The organism is Parcubacteria group bacterium (genome assembly GCA_016186325.1).
GTDB lineage: Bacteria > Patescibacteriota > Minisyncoccia > UBA10092 > UBA10092 > JACPHB01.
In genome coordinates this window covers 73,552-97,209 of the sequence record JACPLW010000005.1, presented here as the reverse complement: position 1 = coordinate 97,209, position 23,658 = coordinate 73,552, and the positions used below count along the sequence as shown (strand labels likewise).

General features: G+C 40.0%; 28 protein-coding genes and 2 tRNA genes. 12 read left to right on the top strand and 18 right to left on the bottom strand.

Features of this window, described 5'->3' with window-relative positions; genetic code table 11:
- The 8 genes from HYW79_02210 to HYW79_02175 all read right to left on the bottom strand — a co-directional run.
- Positions 1-699 (bottom strand): recombinase zinc beta ribbon domain-containing protein (locus HYW79_02210; GenBank protein MBI2635334.1); only part of this gene is annotated, 699 nt, incomplete at its 3' end.
- The gene (locus tag HYW79_02205; GenBank protein ID MBI2635333.1) at positions 684-1,520 is read right to left on the bottom strand and encodes a recombinase family protein; all 837 of its coding nucleotides are present in this window, start codon (positions 1,518-1,520) and stop codon (positions 684-686) included. The genes HYW79_02210 and HYW79_02205, both read right to left, overlap by 16 nt.
- Positions 1,521-1,814: 294 nt before the next feature.
- A tRNA-Cys gene (locus HYW79_02200) sits at positions 1,815-1,886 on the bottom strand.
- A 3-nt stretch (positions 1,887-1,889) separates the two neighbouring features.
- Entirely contained in the window at positions 1,890-2,135 is a 246-nt protein-coding gene (locus HYW79_02195) for a GIY-YIG nuclease family protein (protein MBI2635332.1), read from the bottom strand.
- 121 nt (positions 2,136-2,256) lie between these two features.
- A complete protein-coding gene (rbfA, locus tag HYW79_02190; GenBank protein ID MBI2635331.1) occupies positions 2,257-2,598 on the bottom strand; it encodes a 30S ribosome-binding factor RbfA in 342 nt (113 codons plus the stop codon).
- 7 nt (positions 2,599-2,605) lie between these two features.
- Entirely contained in the window at positions 2,606-4,117 is a 1,512-nt protein-coding gene (infB, locus tag HYW79_02185; GenBank protein ID MBI2635330.1) for a translation initiation factor IF-2, read from the bottom strand.
- Positions 4,118-4,174: 57 nt separating this feature from the next.
- Positions 4,175-4,894, bottom strand: coding sequence for a TIGR00730 family Rossman fold protein (locus HYW79_02180; GenBank protein MBI2635329.1), 720 nt, complete (start codon positions 4,892-4,894; stop codon positions 4,175-4,177).
- A 457-nt stretch (positions 4,895-5,351) separates the two neighbouring features.
- Positions 5,352-5,684, bottom strand: a complete 333-nt coding sequence (locus tag HYW79_02175; GenBank protein ID MBI2635328.1) for a methionine--tRNA ligase — start codon at positions 5,682-5,684, stop codon at positions 5,352-5,354.
- Positions 5,685-5,789: 105 nt separating this feature from the next.
- On the opposite strand from HYW79_02175, the gene HYW79_02170 reads away from it, so the two are divergent.
- Complete coding sequence (locus HYW79_02170) at positions 5,790-6,665, top strand: 5'-nucleotidase (GenBank protein MBI2635327.1); 876 nt, start codon at positions 5,790-5,792, stop codon at positions 6,663-6,665.
- Positions 6,666-6,752: 87 nt separating this feature from the next.
- On the opposite strand, the gene HYW79_02165 is transcribed toward HYW79_02170, so the two are convergent.
- The 7 genes from HYW79_02165 to HYW79_02135 all read right to left on the bottom strand — a co-directional run bounded on the left by HYW79_02165 (position 6,753) and on the right by HYW79_02135 (position 11,717).
- Positions 6,753-7,322 (bottom strand): hypothetical protein, encoded by a 570-nt coding sequence (locus HYW79_02165; protein ID MBI2635326.1) that lies wholly within the window; start codon positions 7,320-7,322, stop codon positions 6,753-6,755.
- A 98-nt stretch (positions 7,323-7,420) separates the two neighbouring features.
- Positions 7,421-7,669, bottom strand: coding sequence for a hypothetical protein (locus HYW79_02160; GenBank protein MBI2635325.1), 249 nt, complete (start codon positions 7,667-7,669; stop codon positions 7,421-7,423).
- 133 nt (positions 7,670-7,802) lie between these two features.
- The gene (locus tag HYW79_02155) at positions 7,803-8,378 is read right to left on the bottom strand and encodes a hypothetical protein (protein ID MBI2635324.1); all 576 of its coding nucleotides are present in this window, start codon (positions 8,376-8,378) and stop codon (positions 7,803-7,805) included.
- Positions 8,379-8,579: 201 nt separating this feature from the next.
- Positions 8,580-9,629, bottom strand: coding sequence for a hypothetical protein (locus HYW79_02150; protein ID MBI2635323.1), 1,050 nt, complete (start codon positions 9,627-9,629; stop codon positions 8,580-8,582).
- 119 nt (positions 9,630-9,748) lie between these two features.
- On the bottom strand, positions 9,749-10,636 hold the full coding sequence (locus HYW79_02145; GenBank protein ID MBI2635322.1) for a hypothetical protein: 888 nt from the start codon (positions 10,634-10,636) through the stop codon (positions 9,749-9,751).
- Positions 10,637-10,866: 230 nt separating this feature from the next.
- Complete coding sequence (locus HYW79_02140) at positions 10,867-11,541, bottom strand: hypothetical protein (GenBank protein MBI2635321.1); 675 nt, start codon at positions 11,539-11,541, stop codon at positions 10,867-10,869.
- Between the two features lie 87 nt (positions 11,542-11,628).
- Positions 11,629-11,717: transfer RNA gene (locus HYW79_02135), tRNA-Ser, on the bottom strand.
- A 569-nt stretch (positions 11,718-12,286) separates the two neighbouring features.
- On the opposite strand from HYW79_02135, the gene HYW79_02130 reads away from it, so the two are divergent.
- The 5 genes from HYW79_02130 to HYW79_02110 all read left to right on the top strand — a co-directional run bounded on the left by HYW79_02130 (position 12,287) and on the right by HYW79_02110 (position 15,649).
- Positions 12,287-12,493 (top strand): hypothetical protein, encoded by a 207-nt coding sequence (locus tag HYW79_02130; GenBank protein ID MBI2635320.1) that lies wholly within the window; start codon positions 12,287-12,289, stop codon positions 12,491-12,493.
- Positions 12,494-12,637 carry a hypothetical protein gene (locus tag HYW79_02125; protein MBI2635319.1) on the top strand — a complete coding sequence of 48 codons (144 nt, stop codon included), beginning with the start codon at positions 12,494-12,496 and terminating at the stop codon, positions 12,635-12,637.
- Between the two features lie 110 nt (positions 12,638-12,747).
- Positions 12,748-13,707 carry a thiamine pyrophosphate-dependent dehydrogenase E1 component subunit alpha gene (locus HYW79_02120; protein ID MBI2635318.1) on the top strand — a complete coding sequence of 320 codons (960 nt, stop codon included), beginning with the start codon at positions 12,748-12,750 and terminating at the stop codon, positions 13,705-13,707.
- The gene (locus HYW79_02115; protein ID MBI2635317.1) at positions 13,704-14,687 is read left to right on the top strand and encodes an alpha-ketoacid dehydrogenase subunit beta; all 984 of its coding nucleotides are present in this window, start codon (positions 13,704-13,706) and stop codon (positions 14,685-14,687) included. The genes HYW79_02120 and HYW79_02115 overlap by 4 nt, the downstream gene beginning before the upstream one ends.
- 2 nt (positions 14,688-14,689) lie before the next feature.
- Positions 14,690-15,649 carry a hypothetical protein gene (locus tag HYW79_02110; GenBank protein MBI2635316.1) on the top strand — a complete coding sequence of 320 codons (960 nt, stop codon included), beginning with the start codon at positions 14,690-14,692 and terminating at the stop codon, positions 15,647-15,649.
- On the opposite strand, the gene HYW79_02105 is transcribed toward HYW79_02110, so the two are convergent.
- Genes HYW79_02105 through HYW79_02095 form a run of 3 tightly spaced genes read right to left on the bottom strand, consistent with a single transcriptional unit; the run spans position 15,606 to position 18,095 of the window.
- Entirely contained in the window at positions 15,606-16,043 is a 438-nt protein-coding gene (locus HYW79_02105) for a hypothetical protein (GenBank protein ID MBI2635315.1), read from the bottom strand. The two genes, HYW79_02110 and HYW79_02105, sit on opposite strands and share 44 nt — an antisense overlap.
- A gap of 59 nt (positions 16,044-16,102) precedes the next feature.
- Positions 16,103-16,960 carry a class I SAM-dependent methyltransferase gene (locus HYW79_02100; GenBank protein ID MBI2635314.1) on the bottom strand — a complete coding sequence of 286 codons (858 nt, stop codon included), beginning with the start codon at positions 16,958-16,960 and terminating at the stop codon, positions 16,103-16,105.
- Positions 16,953-18,095, bottom strand: a complete 1,143-nt coding sequence (locus HYW79_02095) for a hypothetical protein (GenBank protein MBI2635313.1) — start codon at positions 18,093-18,095, stop codon at positions 16,953-16,955. Before HYW79_02095 ends, HYW79_02100 begins: the two co-directional genes overlap by 8 nt.
- Before the next feature lie 105 nt (positions 18,096-18,200).
- On the opposite strand from HYW79_02095, the gene HYW79_02090 reads away from it, so the two are divergent.
- Genes HYW79_02090 through HYW79_02065 form a run of 6 tightly spaced genes read left to right on the top strand, consistent with a single transcriptional unit; the run spans position 18,201 to position 23,653 of the window.
- Positions 18,201-18,638, top strand: coding sequence for a pyridoxamine 5'-phosphate oxidase family protein (locus tag HYW79_02090; GenBank protein ID MBI2635312.1), 438 nt, complete (start codon positions 18,201-18,203; stop codon positions 18,636-18,638).
- 6 nt (positions 18,639-18,644) lie between these two features.
- Positions 18,645-19,997 carry a phenylacetate--CoA ligase family protein gene (locus HYW79_02085; GenBank protein MBI2635311.1) on the top strand — a complete coding sequence of 451 codons (1,353 nt, stop codon included), beginning with the start codon at positions 18,645-18,647 and terminating at the stop codon, positions 19,995-19,997.
- Positions 19,998-20,001: 4 nt separating this feature from the next.
- Positions 20,002-21,102 (top strand): DegT/DnrJ/EryC1/StrS family aminotransferase, encoded by a 1,101-nt coding sequence (locus HYW79_02080; GenBank protein MBI2635310.1) that lies wholly within the window; start codon positions 20,002-20,004, stop codon positions 21,100-21,102.
- On the top strand, positions 21,092-22,168 hold the full coding sequence (locus tag HYW79_02075; GenBank protein ID MBI2635309.1) for a glycosyltransferase family 2 protein: 1,077 nt from the start codon (positions 21,092-21,094) through the stop codon (positions 22,166-22,168). Before HYW79_02080 ends, HYW79_02075 begins: the two co-directional genes overlap by 11 nt.
- 4 nt (positions 22,169-22,172) lie before the next feature.
- Positions 22,173-22,943, top strand: coding sequence for an SDR family oxidoreductase (locus tag HYW79_02070; protein MBI2635308.1), 771 nt, complete (start codon positions 22,173-22,175; stop codon positions 22,941-22,943).
- Entirely contained in the window at positions 22,940-23,653 is a 714-nt protein-coding gene (locus HYW79_02065; protein ID MBI2635307.1) for a 2-C-methyl-D-erythritol 4-phosphate cytidylyltransferase, read from the top strand. The genes HYW79_02070 and HYW79_02065 overlap by 4 nt, the downstream gene beginning before the upstream one ends.
- The last annotated feature ends 5 nt before the right edge of the window (positions 23,654-23,658 follow it).

Sequence of the window (23,658 nt, the reverse complement as noted above, 5' to 3'; positions counted from 1 at the left end):
TTCTGGCGCAGAATCAGAGTCGCTCGGCGCGCAGAGGCGCGCCTCGCGGTTGGCCAAGACGAGGTTCGAGCCGAACACTTGTTCGGCAGCAACCTTTTTAGCAAAAAGGTTGCTATCCCTTGCGGTTTTCTCAAGAGAAGAAGCGACTTTTATCCATTCTTTCATCGGTTCGAGCCAACTATTCTGCTTTTGTTCAAGATTGGTCATTTGTTCTTCCAGCGACTTCTTTTCAGAAAGAAATTTGGATTTTTCAGCACGATAGATTTCGCGGTCTATGTCTTGCTCTAAATAGCCATCAAGAAGTCGCTGGAGCTTGGTGGTAATGACTTTGATTCTTTCTTGGTTTGTTTGAACAAAAGCAGAAACGGATTGGGCGGACTTTGATTTATCTTTTTCCAATCTTGTGTTTAATTTTTCCGCCCAATCCGCAGGCAAAGAAACTTTTTGAAGCAGAGAGGAAATTTGCTCGTCTAATTTTTCTTGGCGAATACAGGGTTCGGGACACTCGAAGTTTTTGCGTTTTTTGGTGCAATGATAGTAAGTATAAAAATGTTGCGTGCCGTTCTTTTGGATTTTTACCCTGTATTCGCCAGTTATCATCATGCCGCAAGTGCCGCAACGCAATAATCCGCAAAATACTTGCGGCTCAATTTTAGATTTGTGTCGCGGTCTTCCCCTCTGCTTCAAAACTTCCTGCACTCTGTCAAAAAGTTTCTTTGCAATGATTGGCTCGTGCTTGCCCTCGTAGATTTCGCCAGCGTAGCGAAATAAACCGGTGTAGAAAGGATTAGAGAGAATAAAAGTCGCTCTTGAGATAAACCGGTGTAGAAAGGATTAGAGAGAATAAAAGTCGCTCTTGAGATGTGGATTCTCTTTCCGCTTCTTGAAACTAATTTGTGTTGCGCCAAAAATTCTCCAATGTCTTCTAGCCGTTGATCGCCTTGCGCATAGAGTTCAAAAGCCTTGCGAACAACCGGAGCTTGCTTTTTATCCACCACTACAGTTTTATTGCGAGAATCATTTATGTATCCAACCGGCGCAAGGCTTGGATATTCACCTCGTTTCACTTTTTGGCGCAATCCTCTTTTGGTATTTTCGGAAAGAGAATCTACATAGTATTTGCTTTGCCCAAAGGCGATGTTAAGCATAAATTTCCCTTGCGAGGTATTTTCCATCCAAAATGTAGGAAATTTCAACATCGCCAAATGCCCGCAATCCAGAAGATAAATGGTGCGTCCACCGTCAACAGAATTGCGCGCTAATCTATCAGGATGCCAGGCCAAAATTCCGTTTGCTTCGCCACTCTCTATCCGATTAAGCATATCGTTGAAAATAGGACGACCCGGAATTTTGGCCGATTGTTTTTCCACCAACTCATCAACAATGTTGAGATTTTCTTGCTTAGCAAAAGCGCGCAATTCTGCGATCTGGTCCTCGATGGAACGCACTTGCTTATCTTCCACATCCGTGGACTTGCGGGCATACAAAAAGAATTTTTGCGGTTGTATAACTTTGTCCATAATTTTGAAAACTTAAATGGCCGCCCTAGTTGTACTCAACTCGATTGCTCAAGCTGACTAAGACGGCCATTAAAATAAGCAATCGGTCAGTTGAGTACATTTATAGTATAGCAAAAATTCTTTTTGTTGGGCAAGCAAATACAAAACCACAAGGGATTTCGAACCTCGTCTTGGCCAATCGCGAGGCGCGCCTGCGCGCGCCGAGCGGCCTTGATTTCCCCCCACAAAACCAATGGGCGGCACTTCGTGCCGCCCACCGATTCGTCGGTCAAAAATCAGAAAGTCTAATTGAGGAGGCCACGGCCGGAATCGAACCGGCGTATAGTTCTTTTGCAGAGAACCGCCTTACCATTTGGCTACGTGGCCTTATTATAAACTATGCTTTCTTTTTATTATTTCTTTTTGTTGATGACTTTTTAAGAACCTCTCTCTTCTTACTGCCTCGTTTCTTGAATTATACTCCCCAAACTCTAACAATTTCCACGGTCTATATGCTTTTGTAGACTTAACTTTGCCCGAATTATGCAATTTTAGTCGATCTATAACATTTTTTGTACTCCCAATATAAATATCGTTATTTTTTAAACTTTGTAAAATATAAGCATAATATTTCATAATGTGTTTTGTCCCGCTGCGCGGGATCTCGCGAAGCGAGACAGACCTCTGCCTTACCACTTGTCATAGCTTCGCTAGATCTGGCGAAGCCAGAGCTACCATGCCGTCTACTCAAAATTTATCATTTTTCTTCTATTTCTTTCAATATACCCTCTATCTTTGACGCTTCTTCCGGGTTTTTGTCGTATTTGAATATAATTTTTGGCACCGGCCTTACTCTTAACTTTTTATTTAGCAACTGCTGGATTTCGTAAATCAAGCGATCCAATTTTTTCAGAATTTCCGACGCTCCGGTAGAAGGATAAACACTGACAAAAACATCGGCGGTAAAAAGATTCGAATTTACTATTACGCGGGTAACGGTAACCAAAACACCCGGTTCAGTGTCTATCGTATCAAAAATAATTTTGCCAATCTCTTTTTTCACAAGCTCGCTAAGCCGCTCAGCTCTTTCTTTTGCCATTGTCGTTTTAATTTTGTTTTAAACTCCTAAAAAGGACCACCGTGTCTCCGACGGCAATTTTTGGTTCTCCGAAGTCAACTGCTATGCCTGTTTCCCGGCCAGCCTCAACTTTGCCTACCTCTTTTTTCTCTGACTCTATGCTGATAATGCGGCCTTGGCCGATAACGGCATCATCGCGCACAATCTCAATTCTTGCGTTTTTAACAATTTCTCCGCTGGTAACCTTGCCGCCAACAACTTGCCGATTTTTTTCTTTTCTGAAAACCGCGAGAATTTGCAATTGGCCTGTTTCTTCTCTTTCGGGGCGCGGTTTCAAACTGGTTTCAATCAATTTTTTGGCTTTGTCTAAAACTTCATAAATAATGTTTCCGGAAATTACTTTTTCTTTAAGTTTGCCGTAAAGCGAAAGGGTGGTGTCAACTTTGACGTTAAAAGCGATTATGATGGCGTCGCTTAAATCCGCCAGTTCCAAATTACCAGCATTAACGTTTCCTGTCTCGGCCTTAAGAATTTTAATGTTGCTGTTTTCAAATATCATTTTCTCAAAACCTTCTTTTATGGCTTCAGCCGAGCTTTGAAAGTCGCTTTTTATTATTATGTTAAACGTATTTTTCGTTTTTTCTTCCGGCTCTATGATTTGACCGGGCTCATCATCAAAGGATTTTTCAATAAACTCACCTATTTTTTTGGCAACTTTTAAAGCAGCTGTGAAAGGGATTTTATCGGTAGAAAACTTTTCTCCCACTTGGGGCGGTTCGGTAAAACCAATAACTATAACGGGCGACGAAGCATGCGCTTGCGTGATTGAATTTCCCAAAAAATCTTCAATTATTTTTATTTTTCCCGTTACTCCGCCGCTTGAGATGTAGTCGCCGGTTTGAATTATGCCGTCTAAAATGAGCAACGATGCGACTATTCCCCGGCGCGGATCAAGATTGGTTTCAATAACCAGCCCCTCGCCCGGCTTTTTCGGGTTGGTCTTAAGTTCGTTTAAATCTGCCAAAAGTAAAACCAAGTCCAAAAGCTCGTTTATATTTTTTCCCTGTTTAGCGGAAATTTCAACCGACGGCACTTTACCGCTCCACGATTCAACCAACACATCGTTTTCGGCGAGTTCTTTTTTTACTTTTTCTGGATTAGCCTCCGGTTTATCGGTTTTGTTTATCGCGACAATAAAAGGCAGTTCGGCTTTTTTAATGTGTTCTATCGCTTCAACAGTTTGGGTCTTAACGCCGTCATCGGCGGCTACTACGAGAATTGCTACATCTGCGGCTTTAGCGCCGCGGCCGCGAAGTTTTGAAAACGCTTCATGGCCCGGAGTATCCAAAAAAGTAATTCCGCGATTTTTATAAGTGATTTCGTAAGCGCCAATGTGCTGGGTAATGCCGCCGGCTTCTTTTTCGGCCACGCTGGTTTTTCTAATGTAGTCCAAAAGTTTGGTTTTACCATGGTCAACATGGCCCATTACAACTACAACCGGCGAGCGGGGGATTAAGTTGTTGTTTTTCGAATTAGGCATAACTTGCAAATAATACAACAAATTCGCCCCAATGTCTATTGGGGCGAATTTGTTGATTTACTTAAATTCTTCTCTTGGCTTGGTTTTTCTTATAATATCAAACGCTTCCTTGGCGGTATCAACAATGGTATAAATTTTTAGATCTTCCGGGTCGATTGTTTGATATTCCTTTAGAAGGGTTTTTCTAAGCCAGCTGTCCATATCGCACCAGAATTCCTGGCCGACAAAGATTACAGGAATTTTTCCGGAAATCTTTTTTGTCTGAATCAGCACCAAAAGTTCAAAAGCCTCGTCAAGCGTGCCGTAGCCGCCGGGAAAAAACACATAGGCCTGGGCCGAAAAAGACATCATGACTTTTCTGGTGAAAAAATAGTAAAAACCGTGCCCCTTTTCAACATAACGGTTTGTTCTTTGTTCATAGGGTAACTGGATGTTCAGACCAATGGAGTCGCCATTTTTGCCTTCAACGGCGCCGCGATTGCCGGCTTCCATTATTCCGGGGCCTCCGCCGGTGACAACCGAATAACCGGCTTGGCTTAACATTTGCGCCAAGTCGCGCGCTACCTTGTACCAATGATTGGTTTCGTTAAATGTGGCGGAACCAAATAAAGTTACGGTTTTTTTAAAATCCGACAAGAATTGGAAGCCATCAACGAATTCGGCCATAATCCTAAAAATCCGCCAGTGGAAAGAATGCCGCCAATCGCGCGGATGAGGAGCGATCGGCAATTTTTTTGCCGGCACCAGCATTTTTTCATGATTTATGGATTTTTTCATTTTATTTTTTAACATATGCTTCATTTTACCAATATCTATTTATATTTTCCAATAATTACTTTTTAGAGTATCTTAGTTTGTATTGTTTATATTGCCAACGTATTATCCTCAATTCCTTGCTATAGCAAGGAATTGAGGACGAAGACAATATATATAAATGAAACAAAAACGGCCAAAGGCCGTTTCAAAAGCGGTTAGTATCAGTTTTTTACCTTGAAATTGAGGAGCGGAAAAATCTTTACCGGTGCTGTACGGCGCAATGCCCCCAAAGCGGATCATTTCGCGTCCATTTTTTTGGATCGGATGAAGTCTCTGGGCTACAAATAGTTGGTAAAAGCTCTTCTAATTTCTCTATTGAGATTTGCATTTCCTCTCCGGAATTATTTTGTAAAAGAAAAATATTCTGTAGTTGACTTAAATTACCACAGTCAAAGTCGTGATGTCAAAAGAAAAATCCCTACCTTACGGTACTGCCCGGCGGCACTTTTTCCTCGGGATGGAGAAAAACGGGCCGCCCGTCAACATCAACCGCTATTATCATCCCTTCACTGGCGTTGCCTCTGAATCTTTTCGGTTCAAGATTTAGAAGAATGGGCATTTCTTTTCCTATCAATACAGCCGTGTCGGGAAAAAATTCCGCTATTCCGGCAATTATTTGCCTTTGCTGATTGCCAACGTCAAAAATAAATTTAATGAGTTTGTCGGAATCAGGAATTTTTTCTGCGGAAACAACTTTACCGATCTTAATGTCTAATTTTTTAAAATCTTCTAGGGTAATAATGTTTTGCATAGTAATAGGTAAAGCATAACATTTATACTTGTATAAAATGAAATATGGTGTTTAAATATGAACAAAGTTAAAATCAAGAATATGACAAGAATGTGAGGAGATAAGATGCGGAAAAGCACAGAGAAAGAGATTCAAAATGCCTACAATCTTGTTCTTGATGCCATTAAAAAAATAAAAGAACTTTTACAAAATGGCAAAAAGGTACATGTTATTTGGGATTTTGACGGCGTTTTAGCGGATAATAGAAGTGATGAAGTATTCGCGGTTATAAACTTTGACCTTAAGAAATTTTTTGAGTACGAAGAACGCTTGCTTTCCGAGTGCCCGGGAATAGGCCCATGGCTTTTAGGAATCGCCCATAACGCTCCGGTGAGACCGAATTTTCCACAAGAATTTTTTAGCCAGGATATCGTTACTGCTCGCTCAAGCACACTTGCAATGAGAGTCCAGATATTTTGTCTTGCCTGGCAACTGAAAGTCAGATGGATGCTTTTTATAGGGCATCAGAGCAAAAAAGAATCGTATAGAATTATTCTTAAGTCGCTCCAAAAAGATCCCGATTATCATGTTTTCTGCATTGATGATAAGGCCAAACATATTGAAGATTTTCATGTGGCGAGCGCAGAAGAAGGAATGGAAAATCGCGCGATCGGGATTGTGTCTCCTGTAATCAGAACATATAACGCAAAAGAATTAAAAAAACATTTCAATATGGTGATGGAAGCGACGGGTAACGTTCCGATACGGGTAAGAGACCCATCAAATGATTTGCTCGGGTTTATTGTTCTCCCAAAAGGAGTCAATCAATTCAGAGAACAGATAAATGCCGTTATTGGTAATAATACCGATAAGGGCCATTATTTTGAATTAAGAAATGTTTTTGTAAAGGCGCACGGCGAAGTCGGAAAGGGCCGTTTCAAGACTGAAAAAGAACTGGAAAGAGCGATGCAAGAATTTATTATCGGCTTTCATTGTCCATAATAGATTTATCTAAATTATTAATTACAAAAATCCCATTACCCGGGATTTTTTATATAGAAGTATCGGTCTCTTCCGCCTTCACTTCTTTTATAACAGTCGAAATATTTCGACTACACTCGCGCTGTAAATAACATTAAATAAAAAGTTTCCGGAAATAACAACGGGCAGTAGACGGGAAAAACGATATCCTAAAAACCCAAGCGGAATAAGCAGTATTTCATTGGGAAGCGGCGTCAGAGAAGCAAAGAAAAATAGCGCCACGATCGGTCCCCACCGATACCGTTCCCGTATGTGCTCAAGCCGGGAAACAATTTTCCCGTTTGCTGAATACACTGCAAGATGTCGTCCGAATTTCCCAAGAAAGTACCCTATAAAATCCGCGGCGGTAACTCCCGCCACAATGATAAAAATAGAGAACCAGAAATTGAGCCCTAATTCCAGAAAAAGCGGCATAAATGTGGCTGCCGGCACGGGAATGGTAAGATTAAATCCGCTGATAAAGGAAATAACCGCAATGCCCCAGTATCCATAAAACGCAACTACTTCCCGCATCGCCCCGCTCCCTTTGGCGAAATGAGCCAGATAAAACGTTGCCGCAATAATGCTCATTAGGGCAAGGCCTTGGAAAAAGATTTTTAGAATATTTCTGTTTTTCATTATTTAAATAACCCAATCCTAACTGGCTGTGTCTCGGTCTAGGACTTAAACCAACGAGGCCATTGAGGGATTTTTTAGACCTATTTCATTTATCAAATTTAGGTGTCTCGGTCTAGGTTTTCAAATGAAAGAATATAATCATACAATTCTCTATTAGTAATATAAAGCTTATCAAGTTCAGTCCTAAGTCGCGCTAATGCTGAATGCATATTCCCATCCTCTATTTCTCGCAGAGCCATCTGTCCCGCAGTTAAAGACATTGTACGCGGATCATTTTCAATCAACTCTTTTAATTTAACTGCATCCGGTTCTCTATCCTTATTTTCCTTGTTTCTAATTTTTTCCATAAAAACAATTTTTTAGTTATCTCGATTTCTATATAAAAAATTTTGGCGGCGTGTCTCAGGCTTGAACTTTGCTAATGCAAGCAGTATAAGGCTTTTTGAGCATCTGAACAGAGACGAATTTGAGGTACGTGGGTCAGGAGTTGTTGATGTAAAACCCCAATTCTTTTGCCTTTTCTTGAATGATTTCTTCTATTGCCCTTTCTTTTTTGTTTGCATAAATTTTTGCCTGTTCCGCATCATTTATTGAAATGGTCTTGCTCTGAAGAGCTTTGATTCCTATTGAGCCAATAACGCGATTATTCTTAACATCATATGCAATTGATTGAATCGTAAGCGGAGTTCCAGTAAGAAAATTATATATTGTCGGCTCTACTTTTCTTCTAAGAATTGAACTAATATTGTTCAACGGAACAAAATCAACTGCTAAGCCATCTGTTCTGATGAATTTCGGATTGCCATAACGATTATGAGCATTAGTCCATCCCAAAGGAAAAGTTAAATTCTGATTGACTTTTTCAACAATAAAATCTAAATCAACGCTCGGCTTTGATGTCCCATACAATCCTCTCGCAATATTTCTATATACAAACCCGCCGATCAACCAAATATTGCCCAATGTTATTTTTTTCAAAATATTTAAAACTTCGTAGAAATCACTCTCGTCTTTTACAGTTTCTAAAAACATTTTGGTGTAGTAGTTGGAATTCATAGTGTTCGGATCGCTCCGATACTTTGTTCTTTCTGCGGCGTGTCGCAGTCTAGAACCACAACTATGTGAGTATTATCCTCCTTCGCTAAAGCTACGGAAGGACGCAGTAGGGCTTTTTACTTTGTCCGCCGTAACTTTAGTGAAGGCGGAGGCGATTTTTCCAGGGAGCTGTTTTAGGTGTGTCGGTCGGGGCCAAATCAATTATTTCAATTCTTCCAACAATTTCCTCGTATTCATTCTAATATATCTGTTGAGATTTTCCATTCCGATATCAAAATTGTCGGCTTCAACAATAGCAAGGATTTTTTCAAGTTTCTGCCTTAACTGGTCTTTGTCTACTGCCTTTTCTTTCACTTCGTCCTTGCCACGATTATATATTTCATAACCTTGCGCTCTTTTCACATCTCCAGAAAGCGACCTGACCATATTTATAACTTCTGCTTCCATTGTTGAAGCCAAAAGATTTTTCACAACTTCACGAATATCTAAATCGGAAGCTAGAAAATTTTCCTTGTTATTCTCAATAATTTTTGAGATTTTTTCGGTAAAATTTTCTAGGTCAACCGCTTCAAGATTTCTTATTTTTTGAGAAAGTTCGCCGAGCTTTTCTCCAAGTTCCACAGTTGGAACGACACTCATCAAAATATTCTCTTGAGAGATGGCGATGTCCGGCTCGGCTTCCTTCCTCTTTTCCGTTTGGTGTCTTTCCAGTTCTTCGGCTTTTTTCAAAATTTCAATTTTCTTTTCAATATCAAAAGACTTTATCGCCTCAATTAAATCTTCTCTGGATTTTATTTGATCGGGATCAATATTATTTTCTCTGAAAAAAGCTGAAAATTGAGTATCAATTTCTTTTAATTCTTTTTTAGCTTGCTCGATTTTCTCTCTTTTTTCGGCAACATCTCCCTCGCCATAAATTGCAAGCTGTTTTCTGCCCGATACGTACTTTGAAGAATAGCCGGTGATTTCCTTTAAGGATTCGTCAACTTCAATACTGGTGTGCGTTGCATAGTCAACTGACTTATCTTCCGGAACTTTCATTATTATCATTCGCCCTTTTTCTTCTTCGCCGATTTCGCTCTCGCTTTTGCTTCCCTTTCTTCGTTCTTGTTTTGTTGCCCATTCAAAGGCATATATTAAATCGCCCGAAACAGTCGCACGACCTTCCTGTGCTTCAAACCCTTCTTTTTTGATTTTTTCGGCATCCTTCTCGGAACTCGTGCCGTGTGCAATAAGTTCGGGCGATTTCATATTAATTTAATTATATCAATCTGCGGTGTGTCTCGGTCTAGAACCACACTAATGTGAGTATTATAGGGCTTTTCAGGCGATTTTCCCAGAAGGCGATTTGAGGTGTATCGGTCGGGTTTTTACTCCCACACTTGTCTAATAACTTTCTGTACTAACAGCTTGATATCTTCGCGAGCAAGGTTGATATTTTTCTGAATTTCTTCAGCTTCTTCTGTCGTGAGTGGCGCATGCACTCGTCGTTCATACTCTGCATTTTTCTCTGTATCATTCATTTTTTCTTTCATGGTTGCGTAAGGTTCGTTTCTCTTTATATCAAATATTTCTTTCCATTCTTCTAGAGAAAGCTCTCTTCCTTCTTCCTTAATTACATCTGTTGCGCGTCTTGGGTAGGGTACGTATTTTTTAGACTTTCTTACCCCAGCCAGCTTTTCGTGTTCTTCGTGAATGTGATGCCACGCTTCGCTTCCCACATATAGTCTATTATTGTCTAGTCTGTTTCGCAATGCATTTTCGTATTCAAAATGTGGCATTACATCTAATGCGGCAATATCAAAATCTTTAAGACCCGCTTCCTTGAGCGCATCAGCTAATGCGATTAGTGTTTTACCAGTGTGCACATATTGGGTTACTAATAGGGCCTTCTTTTTATCTTTAGTTATTTTTGATAGATGTTCTTGTAACATATCGTACATTCCTTTTTCAGAACCGCTCTCTCTTGTCGAGCTGCTTGGGAAATATGCCTTGCCGCTAGCAATAAAATAAGTATCCAAACTTTTATCAGGGCGCACCTCTTTTATTATTCTTCTTAGTACAAGGGTTGGGATTCTACCGCCGACATCATCACTTATTAATTCATCGTATTCTCCATTTTCTATCTTTTCTTTTAATTGTCTTACTAAAGAAACAGTAGCTGATTCAATTTCTGCAATTTCTTCAAAATGAAAATTGTCCTCAGCTCTCTCAATATTGGAAGTTGGATGAAATTCGGATTTTTCGATTTTAGTCATAACAAAATTAATTTTATGTTTGTGTAATATTGAAAAAATATAGGAGTATCGGTCTCTTGAACCGGTGCTCAACACTGCGGTGTGAGTCGGTTTAGAACCACACCGATGTGAGCATTATCCTCCTTCGCTAAAGCTACGGAAGGACGCAGTAGGGCTTTTTACTTTGTCCGCCGTAACTTTAGTGAAGGCGGAGGCGATTTTTCCAGAAGACATTTTGAGGTGTGTCGGTCTCAAGAAGATTCCTTATCAAACTCTTCTACATCATGGATACTTAACGAGAGCTCTCGAGTTGGTTGGATATACGAACCACTGTTATCTCGCGGTATCTCAATGGGTACTCCCAGTAATTGAGCAAGGTTTATTGCTTCTGCTTTTACGCAAGATTCAAGATACTCGCCAAAACAGTTGATTGTAATATCTTCCGGATCCGGCAGTTTAAGATGCCGATTTTTTAGTATCGCCTCGAGCCGTTCCCGTTCCTTTATAAAATTTGGTTCCTCGTCGCGGGTTTTATCTGGAGAGAGCATTAAAAATCTATCCTTTAGTTTCTTCTTTAAAGACTTTATCCGTGAGAGCTCATTCATAATAAGTTGTTCGCGGATTGTAAATGGCATCGCTTCCTCTCCGGTTATACTGCTCCGCTTTTTTGCAAGGTCTTGAAATTCTTTCACTGTAAAAGTGGTAACATAAAACAATAACGCGTGATTATCGTGTTCAATCTCTTCGACAGCTTTTGTCCATCGCTGTCTTAATTCTCTATACTCCTTCCGATTTGTCTGATGTGGAAAATACGTTGCATGAAAAAGCGGGTGAGTAAATTGATAAATTTTATTCACGACCAACTCTTCCTTAGATTCGATATTCGACTCAGCAGCCTTTTCAATTTTAGGGACTTTTTCGCTCATAATATATTGATCATAAAATTAACAAAATGCATCTCGGTCTCGCAACCGCCTCGATAGAGGCGGTCTCTCGATAAAAAATGTTGTCTGCGGAGGGTACAGGATTCGAACCTGTGCGACGTTTTTTAGACGCCCGTGGATTAGCAATCCACTGCCATAAGCCTCTCGGCCAACCCTCCTCAAGACGCTATTATACGTAAAAAACCCGCCATTTGTAAATAAAATCAAACAAAAAATTACGGCTTCGTGAAGCCGTATTTAATTTTTTCTGTTAATTTCTGAAGAAATAAATAAAACAAGCAGAGTTATGGCAGCTAAAATCAGTAATGCCGCGATCTTCATTTGGGCGTCCTTCCGTTTTAAACATATAAATGTAAAGAACCTCTAATTAAAAGGTATCATTCTAAAGTTAATTTTTCAATAATACCGAAAATGTACGGATAGTAAAGCTTTACAAACTTGAAAAAATGTGTTACCTTAACAATTAAGGATTAGGTCTTTAAATCTAAGAACAAATACGAGAGGGAGAGGAGACGATGGCGCAATGGGAGCCCGATGGGATAGTATGTCTTTTCTGCGGCGCATCTAATCCCGACAGGGGAAGCCGATGCGGCAACTGCGGAGAAAACATTTTTTCCTCGCCGGGGCTTCTTACCCGGGAGCAAAAAATGATATCGGAGGCAGTAGGAAGATTTCAGCAACGGAAATCAAAAACCACTAACCGGAGGAGAAGGCAATAAAACGAAACATGCTGACCTTTATTATTCTTGCTGTTTTCACGGTTTTTTCTTTCTTACCGGCTTTTGCCGGCGAGAAAGAAATACCGATTAAGGATTTCAACAATATTGCCAGCGTTTGGTATAGCTGGATTAACAGCAATGCGGCGACTATGTATATTAAAGGTGATGGCTCCATAAAGATTGTTATTGGGTCCCAATTACTATTTGAAGGTTAGATGATATTTAGAGGCAGTGAAGTTAAGGCGGAAAATTCTATGGGCCAAACAGCAACGGTTAAACTTTTTGAGAGTAAGAAAGGAAAATTGCGCCTTATGATTATTAGAGACGACGGTTCTCTGACAACCGAATGGGAACGTTAATTTAAGATAATTTACGGGGAGCCCATAAGCGGGCTCCTTATTTATTTTTCTACCACCTATATTTCTACTACCTATTTTCATTGGATATTTTTTGTGTTTTACTTACGATAATGGCGGACTATATTCATATATATAAAACAGTAATAACTGGTCGGGTTTTGGATGCGGCGATTAGATCTTTATACGATCGCGGCGAATCCCTTGTAAGAAAATTTCTTTATTCCGGCAAGGGGCAGGAAGCGGCGGCTGCTATTGCCGCGCTTCTTAATAAAGAAGACTATCTCTTCCCTCATTCTTATCGCGGTTTTACTCATCTTATCGCCAAAGGTATTCCTTTAGAAAAAATAGTAGGGGAGTTTTTCGGAAAGAAAACCGGCATGTTAAGAGGTTTTGGTGATGTTGGCGGCTTTGGTTATTATCCGGAATTGGGCGTTATGGGATACAGCACAATTTTAGGCGGCAACTTCGCGATCGCCTGCGGTCTTGCCAAATCAATTAGGAAAAGCGGTAAAAAAAATATTGTAGCGATATTTTTCGGAGATGGGGAGGCCTCTCGCAGTACTTTTAGTGGTGCTTTGAATATTGCCTCGCTTTGGGGGCTCCCCATCGTATTTATTTGCGAAAATAATGGTTTGGCTATTTCTACACCTATTGAAATGACATCAGCAACACCCAATATCGTGGATCGGGGGCGTGGTTATAATATAGAATCCCATTTTTTTGATGGAGAAAAAATATTCCATTTTTTTAGAGAAACAGAAAAGATTATTGACAATGTTCGACGCGAACAAAAACCGGTATTAATTGAGATTTTAACACCGCGTTTAGGCGGGCATTTTTATATGGAAGAAAAATGGCGCTATGATTTTACGCCACCGGTCTCTAACCGTTTAGACCCATTGATTTTATTTGAAAAAGAACTTTTAGAAAATAAAATTATGGAAAAAAGACAAATAAATAACATTTACGATCAAATACTTAAAGAAGTAAATGACGCGATTGAAAAATCTTTAAAAACTTCAGTTTCTTCGCAAGAGGAGTTTCTTTCTTTTTATAAAGAAAAACTATGAATAGCGAATGCGTTATCACTTTTAGCCAGGCGCTAAATGAGTCCCTGAGTAAAGCAATGAGTCGCGATAAAAACATCGTCTTGCTTGGCGAAGAAATATCTTTCGGCGGTGGCCGGTATTATGTAACGCGCGAATTGGCCGAAAAATTCGGAAAAGAAAGGGTTGTTGATACGCCGCTTATAGAAGATATGATTGTTGGCGCTGGTATTGGTATGGCGCTCGGCGGATTGCATCCAATTGTTGAATTAATGTATGGCGCGTTTCTTTCTCTATCCATTGACGATATATATCGAGCCGCTACTTGGAATTTCAGATATCCTTTTTCCAAACCAATATCGATAATAATAAGGGTTGCTTCTGGCGCTTACGATGGGCGGGGGCCGGAATTTGGCGCCAATTTTATGTCTTGGTTTCAACATATACCCGGTTTAAAAATTATTATTCCTTCAAATCCCTATGACGCTAAAGGCCTTTTAAATGCCGCGATTGAAAGTAAATCGCCGATTTTATTTTTTGAAGATAGAACTCTTTATCCAACTTTAGGAAAAGTATCAACAGAAGATTATATTGTACCGATTGGGAAATCAAAAATAGTTCTTCCCGGTGGCGACATTACTTTGATATGTTGCGGTTACATGACGCATTTAGCTTTAAGGGCGGCCAAGATGCTTTCAAAGGAAAATATCAGCGCCGAAATTTTAGATTTAAAAACCTTAGTACCGCTTGATATTGAAACCATAATGATGTCGGCGGGGAAAACCAGACGCGTCGCGATAATTGAACAGGGCATAATGAGAGGAGGCATTGGCGCAGAAATCGGCATGAGGGTGGTTGATAATAATAAAAATATAATCGTAAAACGCATTGCGGCGCCGAATATCCCGCCCGCTCCCTTGGCATGGGAACACCATACTTTGCCGTCGGCAGAAACTATAAGCGCGGAAGTTAAAAATTTTTTATCAAAAAATAACTCTAAGTAAGTATGATTAAGTGGCTGGGAGAACCATATTTTCTTTTATCGGCGCGCGCTGAATACGATAGCGTTGTTATGGGCGACAGAATTTATTTCATTGGCGGCATTGATGATGTCGGAAATCCTATAAACACAATTGATTGTTATAACGCAACGAGTGGCAAAATTCATATTGCTGCCAAATTGCCATGGCCGATTCATCATCCGGCGGTAGAAATAGCAGACAATGTAATTTACATAGCCGGCGGTTTTATTTTTTCTTCAGGCGATGATAAATTGCAATTAAAAGAATCGGCTCATTTAATCGCCTTTGATACGCGTAGTGGGAAAATATTGGAAAAAACGCCTCTGCCCGAAGCGAAAGCCGCTATGGCGTTGATACATCACAACGGTTATCTTTACGCTATCGGCGGTCAGGACGGCAAGTTCCGCAATTATCGGACAGTTTATAGATATAATTTGAAAACCGATCAATGGGAAAAAACAGCTGATCTCATATATCCCCGAAATCATTTAACGGCTTATAGCGACGGCAAATATATTTATGCTACCGGCGGCCGATACTACGATGGTGCGCCAAAAGAAATTAAGGATATTGTGATAAAAAATTATGATTCGGTTGAAAAATATGACTCCGTTACTGATTCTTGGCAATTGATTAAAGAACGAATGCCTTCCGGAAAAAGCAGTCATGCCGGTGCCATTATTGATAACCGATTCATAATTGTTTACGGCGGTGAAGTGTTTTCAAAAGCTCTTAGAGAGACCTATTTATTTGATATTAAAAGCGAAAAATGGCTCATTGGCCCATTATTAAATATTCCGCGCCACGGCTTAGGCCGTGGCGCGATGATTGGCGATAAAATTTACGCTATAGGCGGCGCCGATCGATATGGCTTCGGGGCAACCAGAACAACAGATGTTCTTACCGTGACCAAGCTAGATCTTGAACAATTATTTGAGAAATAAGCCACTGTTTGTCTTTTTCAAATAATTTTAAAAAAATGTCAGATTCGCCGATTTGTCCGTCAAGAGAATGAATGGTCATGACGCCATAAACTTTAGCATCGCCATTATTTACTCTTACCACTGCATCGCTAATCGTCAAAAGCCTGATATTTTCCAGATTGTTTTTAAGCAGCGCAATATAATCTTTCTTATTAATAAAAACGCCCCGAGTGGCTATGCCTTTAACCAGGGCGCTGTTTGATAACAAGTTGCTTATTTCAAAAACATCGTTTTTACCATACGCTGAAATGAATTTTTGCAAAACAGCCGACACTGCTTTTTCATCGCCGGTTGCCGGTTTTTCTGCGAAAATAAGAAACTCCTTTGATGATTTTTTTTGCCAGAAATCTTCCATATTTACATCCGGCTTTCTAATTTTTTATAAATTTAATAATTGGAAAAAATTTAGCATCTTCATAATCCGAGGCAAATTTTTCGTCTACAAAGAGAAGTTTTTCTTCTAAACAGGCGAATATTTCTTCTTTTGTCTTTTGTCTGCGCCGTCCAGTCGGTGCGGTTTTTGCAGCGCGAAAAAAGTTCTTCTATAAAGCCTCGCAAGAATTCGTCACTGGTTTCTGAAATAATTTTTTCAAATACGGGAATAGCTGTTTTTATGTTTAATCTTTTGGCGTGAAAATCGGCTGTCGCGTCAACAATTTTAGCTATAATCATTTCACGCAATTGCGGCCTATTGCTATTGTCGTGATGTAATCGGAGCAAATTTGTTTTTATTATCTCTTCTATGTTTTGGCCGGCGCGCGCCAAGTCGCAAAAATGAATACGAGAAACAAAATTTCCTCCCGGTTTTAAAATTCGCGCTATTTGGTCGCGAAGGGTTTTTTGCCGTGGCACGGAAAGCAGCCACCACATAAAATCTCCGATCATTAAATCAAAATAATCTGAAGAGAAAGGCATTTCGCACCAATCGGCTATAATCCATGTTTCATTTTTTGGATTTGAATGATTAAGGAATTTAGTGGCCGCCCCAACCATTTCCGGGCAGATATCGATTAAAACTATGTCCCCGCCGTTCTGCGCAATTAAATCTCTCAATTCGGGCGTTGCGCCAAACAGGAGTACTCGACCACTTAACTTTTCTTCGGCCAGCGCTTGATATACGCCAATATCTCCTGATGATGGCCGCCAGGGAGACCACCTATCGCCCCATCCCTTAGCGTACCCGCTCCAAACCTTCTTTATATCTTCAAGCGTTCCTTTAAAACCAAGCGATTCCATGATTTCTCCTTTTTGCGATTCCGTGATTTTATCCATTTAAAAAAGTATCCAGTTCTTTTTCGGAAGACGGCAGACGAATGCCTTTTTCTTTCAACTTTTCAAGCGACGCGTCAAGAAACTTTTTTTGTGGGTCTTCCGCGATGCGCGCTTCGGCAAATATTTTTTTCATTTCATCAATAGAAAACTGGGGGACAATTTTTCGTTCAATAAGCGATACCTCATATGAACCGCGAATACTTCTGTCACTACGATTACTAACCATTGAGCTAAATACTGCGCCGAATAGCGCTTGCGTCGCAAGCGTCTCATCGGTATCTTTACCGAACATAAAACGGCGCGCAAGTTCACTGGCGAACTTTCCGAATATGAGCGGCATAGTGTGAAATTTGCGCGATGTTTCTTTTTCGGTGCGCGAAAGTTCATGATACACGCCGGTGTGCATCGCACCAAGCGCTATTAATATTTTTATTTCTTTTTTTCCTTTTAATTTCGGCATGCGGCCATCTTTGATGCTATCGGCGAATCTCCCCAATTCAGAAAGAATATATACTTCTCGCTCTTTTTGGACATCTGCCCAACGCCTTACGCTTTCGTTAAAAGACACGGCTAACTCTGAGAAATTCTTAGTCAAATCAATTCTTCCGAGTTCTTCTCGTGCATCTGCTCCTTTATCAAAAAGCGGATGTTCTCTCGGTACATCAACATAGGCGACATATTTACTCGATTTATATAGAGCTTTGGCTTCGGCGTAATCAAAAGAATAAGGATATTCCTGATCAAATCCTCGCAACCTTTTCCACATGAGTTCATCTGGAGTCATCTTGCCTTCGGCAATAGCTTTAGTGTCGTTAAGATACCGTTCGTTCCAACCGAAAAGCTCGGGCATATAAATATCCGATTTTTTAATTCGTTCCGCAAGCCCCTCCGCATCTTTTGCGGTATCGTGAAAAGAATAAAATATATCAAAAGATATTTTCGGTTCGCCATCTTCTTTTTCTTTGGTTTCGGACGTCTTTTCAATCAAAGCCAGCGCTTCTTTGGCGTTGCCGGCAAGAATCGCTGCGGCAAAACTTGCTCCGGCCGTTTTTAAAAATTCCCGCCGGGAAATTTTATTCTCGGGCCTCGACATTTCCGCTTCGGATTCTTTTTGTATCGACCTTTGTTTTTCCATGGCGTCTATATAATAAATTATTTCTGATATATTCACAACCGTCTGTATACAACGGATCGCTATGATATAATGGAATGTAATGAGTATAAGTAATTGAATTTTATTATGGCAATCAATAATCAAAACGAAAAAAAACTAATCGCGGATTTTATTAAAAAACACAATTTAGCAGTACTCGCCACGGTGAATCCTGAAGGCAAGCCGGAAGCAGCGGCTATTAAATTTTCTGTTAAAAATGAATTAAATTTGATCTTTGATACTTCTAATCGGTTTAGGAAGTATGAGAATTTCAAGAATAATAGAAACGTTGCCGTTGTAATAGGCTGGGATCAAAATATAACGGTTCAATACGAAGGCATAGTTTCTGAATTGAGCGGAGAAGAGCTTGCAGAATGTAAAATAATTCATATTGCGCGATTTCCGGACTTTGCAAAATTTTCCGATATGGACGAAACGCGATATTTTAAAATTGATCCGTTGTGGATCAGGCGCTCTGACTTTACTGTTATACCGTGGGAAATATATGAAGTAGATTTCGATTGAGATGCTATGCTTTCATACACACAAAAAATTGCAAAACATATTATCTGCAATTCTCCTTTATCGGTGGAAGCATTTAGTAGAGATTCAAAAGTTTTAAAATATTTTGACAAGACCATACAAAATTGGGCGCTGGCGCAGTCGGATTTTTTTTCAGAAAGTGATTGGAAAGAAATTCAGCTTATAAAACTTAAAAAAATTTTAACTCACGCCGGAAGCAACGTTCCTTATTGGCGGAGAGTTTTTAAAGAAACTAATTTCAATCCGGAAACGTTTAAAGATTTTTCACAGTTGCAGAAAATTCCTCTAATTACCAGAACCGAAATAAAAAAAAATCCAATTGAAACGTTTGTTGCCAAAAATATTCCTCGCTGGCGTTTTAGAGAAGCGGTTACTTCCGGCTCTACCGGCGAGCCGCTGAAGTTTTATCAGGACTTACGCGACAATCTGCGGCGAGAAGTAAATACTTCCCACGAATTAAGATACTCTGGCAATTCCTATCATGGCCACATAGTGATATTGGGCTTAGAAAGCCATCATGATTTGGATAATTTTGGCGGGCGATTCAGTAGTACCCAGTGGGGCGACTATAAATTCCGGCAGTCCGTCATTTATCCTTATCTAAAGTTAAGGCCGGCAACGCTTATCGCCAACGGAAGCGATTTGAGGAGATTTCTATTTTTAACCCGAAAAGAAGCCCCAGACATAATTTTTAAAACTTTAATGTACCGTGGCGAACACATAAGCGAACTGGAACGAAACAATATTTTCAGATTTTTTAAATGCCCGACTTTTACCTGTTACGGCAGTCGGGAGACCTCGCTTTTAGGGATTGAATGTGAATACCGCAAGTTGCATTTGGCGCCGTGGATGAATTATTTTGAAGTTGTGTCGGACGGCTGCGAGGTCGTTCCCGATGGTTGCGAGGGCAATGTAGTTGTAACTTTTTTTGAAAATTTTACGATGCCGTTTATAAGATATAGGATCGGCGATAGGGCAGTAATAAATAACGAATTATGCTCTTGCGGCCGCAAATCAAAAACTATTACTCTTTATGGTCGGGAGTCGGAAATTATCCAGTTCCCTAATTCTAATAAAAACGTGTCCGTTCTTGATTTGGCGCTGCACATTGATGAGGGTTACCATGACAGGATCGCGCAATACCAGTTTGAATTGCGGGATAAAAATCTGATAGTGTTTCGTTACATTCCGAATATCGCTTTAACCGAGACAGAAAAGAAACATTTAAGTAACTTACTGTATGAGGCCTTAAAGCGCCAGTTTCAAGTCATATTAGAAGAAGTGGCAACAATAAATCCGTCCGCCAATGGTAAAACCCCGATTTTAATACGAAATTTATAACCCAATGAATGAACTATTCCTAAAATTAAAAATCATCAATGCTTTGGCTGGAATTGTTTTGAAGGGGAAAAACGTCGGCGATTTTATGTTGGGAAAGCCGGTAAGGATTTTTGAAAAAGTTCTCGCGGAATACACCGGCGCTAAATATGCCTTGGGGGTGGCTAGCGGCACCGATGCTTTAATTCTCTCTCTTAAGGCATTCAATATCGGTCCCGAAGACGAGGTAATTGTACCGGCGGTGAGTTTTTTTTCGACTGCCGGAGCGATTGCCTGGATTAACGCCAAACCGGTTTTTGTTGATATTGAATTAAGCAGTTTCAACATCAATCCAAATTTAATTGAAAAAGCTATAACTCTAAAAACAAAGGGTATTATTGTCACCCATCTTAACGGAATAATGGCGGACATGGAAAAAATTTCTGAATTGGCTAAAAAACATAATTTATTTTTGATAGAAGACGCGGCGCAGGCCGTCGGTTCAAAATATAAAAATCGTCACCCGGGATATTATAGTGATATCGCCTGTCTAAGCTTTAATCCGTCAAAAATTTTAAACGGATTCGGAGATAGCGGAGCGATAATCACAAATAATAAGACAATTGCCGATAAAATTTCTCTTTTGAGAATGTACGGAACAACTTTTGAGAATCTTAGCGCTAAACATCCGACTATCGGAGTGGCCAGCCGTCTTTCTCCGTTTCATGCCGCGATTATGAATGTTAAAATGGAAAATTTAGACGGTATTATTAGGCGACGACGCGAAAATTACTTCTTATATTCGCGGCTTCTTGAGGGCATCGGCGATTTAATTATTCCATTGGTGCCGCAAAACTATTTTATTAACGGATACCGTTACGTTGTTTTGACTAAAAAAAGAAATGAATTACATAAATTTTTGCGTGAAAACAGAGTGGATAGCCGGATTCAATACGGCGTCCCGCTTCCACATTTTGAAGCGTTTTGTTATTTGGATTATAAAAAAGGCGATTTTCCGGTTGCTGAGAGAATAGCGGAAGAATCTTTGGTTTTGCCGACCGGCTCCAATATTGCCGAAGAGGATATCCATCGGGTTTTTGCGCTTATAAAAACTTTTTATGAAAAATGAAATAGGGAACGCAGTGTTTACTCTCACGGAAGAAAGATATGATAGGAAAAGGAGCGTCTTTAAAAAACTCAAACCATTCAACGGCGTGGATGCTGCCGCACAAAATACATATTTCTTCTGTTCCATTATTGTGCCGACATATAATCGCTCTAAGTGTCTTATAAACGCCCTAAGCCATTTAATAAAACAAACCGTTCCCAAAGATAATTACGAGATCATTGTGGTTGACGACGGCTCAACCGATGACACCGAGTCGCAAATCGCAAAATACAAAATACAAAATACCCGCTTACGCCGAGGCTTCGGCGGGCAAGCAAAACCGGAAATCAGGTATTTCAAAATTGAAAATGGCGGGCCGGCTAAAGCCAGAAACTTTGGTATAAAAGAAGCAAGGGGAGAAATTATTTTTTTTACAGACGATGATTGCATTGTTTTGCCGGATTGGATGGAGACGCTTTTAGACGGTCATAATAGATATCCGGGTGTCGCAGGGGTAGGGGGCTGGCAGATCCCGCCGAAAGAAAAGCTTGAGCGCAATGTTGTGGCAAAATTTATTTATTATGTCAGTTTTTTTTATGATTCCCGAATAAGCCCATTTCTTTTATCGCATGAAATAATAAGTAACGATCCGATGGTATGTTTTGAGACCTTCGCATATAATACGGCTAATATGTCGTATCGCAGGGATATATTAGAAAAAATGGGTGGTTTTAGGGAAGAATTCCGTTGGCCCGGATATGAAGACAACGATTTGGCACTGCGGATTTTGCATGGTAACAATAAAATTCTCTATCTGCCCACGCACGTTATTCATTTGTCCCATCTAAAATTGAGTTCTTTAGCGAAACTTTATTTTCGCCGTGGCGCGAATTACTGGCTTTTCATGAAATTAAACAAAGATGTTTTGGAAAAAATCAGGCCGAATCTATCTTTACGCAATCCCTACACATTCTCCGTTCTTAAAAGACACTTGTTACATAGACCTTATAAATTTATGACGCTTATTCGTTTTTTTAGTTTTAACCTTGGCAAGATGTTTACGAAATACGATATATTAAAAAGTTAAAATTATGAGTAACACCGAAAAAAAAAGTTCGTTATATACAAAAACCGCACTGATAACCGGTGCCTCAAGCGGGATAGGGAGAGCTATCGCGTTGCGATTGGCCGATGACGGATTTTTTGTTGCCATAAATTTTAAAGATAAAAAAACAAAAAGGCCGGCATTGTCACTTGCGGGCGAATTAAAAGCAAAAAATACGCCGTGTTTGCTTCTCCAGGGTGATATTACAAAAGAAAAAGATATTATCCGAATGGTTAAGCTTGTAAAAAAAACGCGGGGAAAACTTGATGTCTTGATAAATAGCGCCGGCATTAATCTTACGCAAAATTTTGCGAGTTTTAAGGATAGAGATTTTAGAAGCGTTCTTGAAACAAACCTTTTTGGTGCAACCGTTCTTACCAGGAACTTTTTACCATTGCTTCACGGCTCGGCGTCTCCCCGAATTATTTTTGTTTCATCGTCAAATGTTTTTATCGGGTCAAAAAGTCGCACTGCATATGTAGTCTCAAAAAGTGCGATCATGGGTCTTGCCAGGGCTCTTACGCTCGAGCTGGCGCCAAAAGTTCTTGTTAACACCATTGTTCCCGGCTATATTAATACCAATATGCTTCGGCGATTTGGAGACGGGGCATCCTCTAATAAATTAGAAAAAATTCCACTCAAAAGGTTCGGAAAACCTGAGGAAGTTTCAAGTGTTGTATCTTTTCTTTGTTCCAACGATGCTTCATATATTACCGGCCAATGCATTCACGTAAACGGAGGTCTTTATTTTTCATGATAAAAGGTAAAAAAAAACCAACTGTTGCGGCCGTGCTTCTGGCAGGAGGCGGGGGAGAGCGCATGGGGGGACGGTTTAAGCAATTTTTAAAAATTGGCGGTAAACCGGTACTTTTTTATTCTTTGGAAAAATTTATTGCCGATAAATTTATCAACGAAATCATTGTTGTTGTTCCTGAACAAAAAGTAAGATATGTTAAACGCCTTATTCAAGAAAAATTAAATAGTGAAAAAGTCAGGGTGATCCCGTGTGAAAAAACGCGAAAATTGTCGTCTTCACGAGCACTTTTTGATTTTAGGGAAAAAGGATACCCGCCGGATTATGTTATTTTTCACGACGCCGCTCGTCCGACAATTTCAGGAAACGTAATTAGCAGCGTTATTCGCGAAGCCGTTCGTTGCGGCGGAGCGGTTGTCGCCGGAAAAGCGCCCGACCTTATTCTTGAAGCCGATGGCAAGCACATACATCGAGCCGTGCCCAAAGAAGCCGCCTATTGCGGCTTTACCCCTCAGTGTTTTCGGTTCAAAGACCTTTATGAGGCTCACAAAAAATCTGTTGATAAAAAAATATTTGACTTGGCGGATAATATTGAGTTGTTGAAGCATTTTAATCGGAAAATCCGAATTCGACTTATTGAGTCCGAACATCCAATTCATAAAATAACTTTTCCATACGATATCGCAATGATTAAACATTTTTTAAAAAAATGATCTCT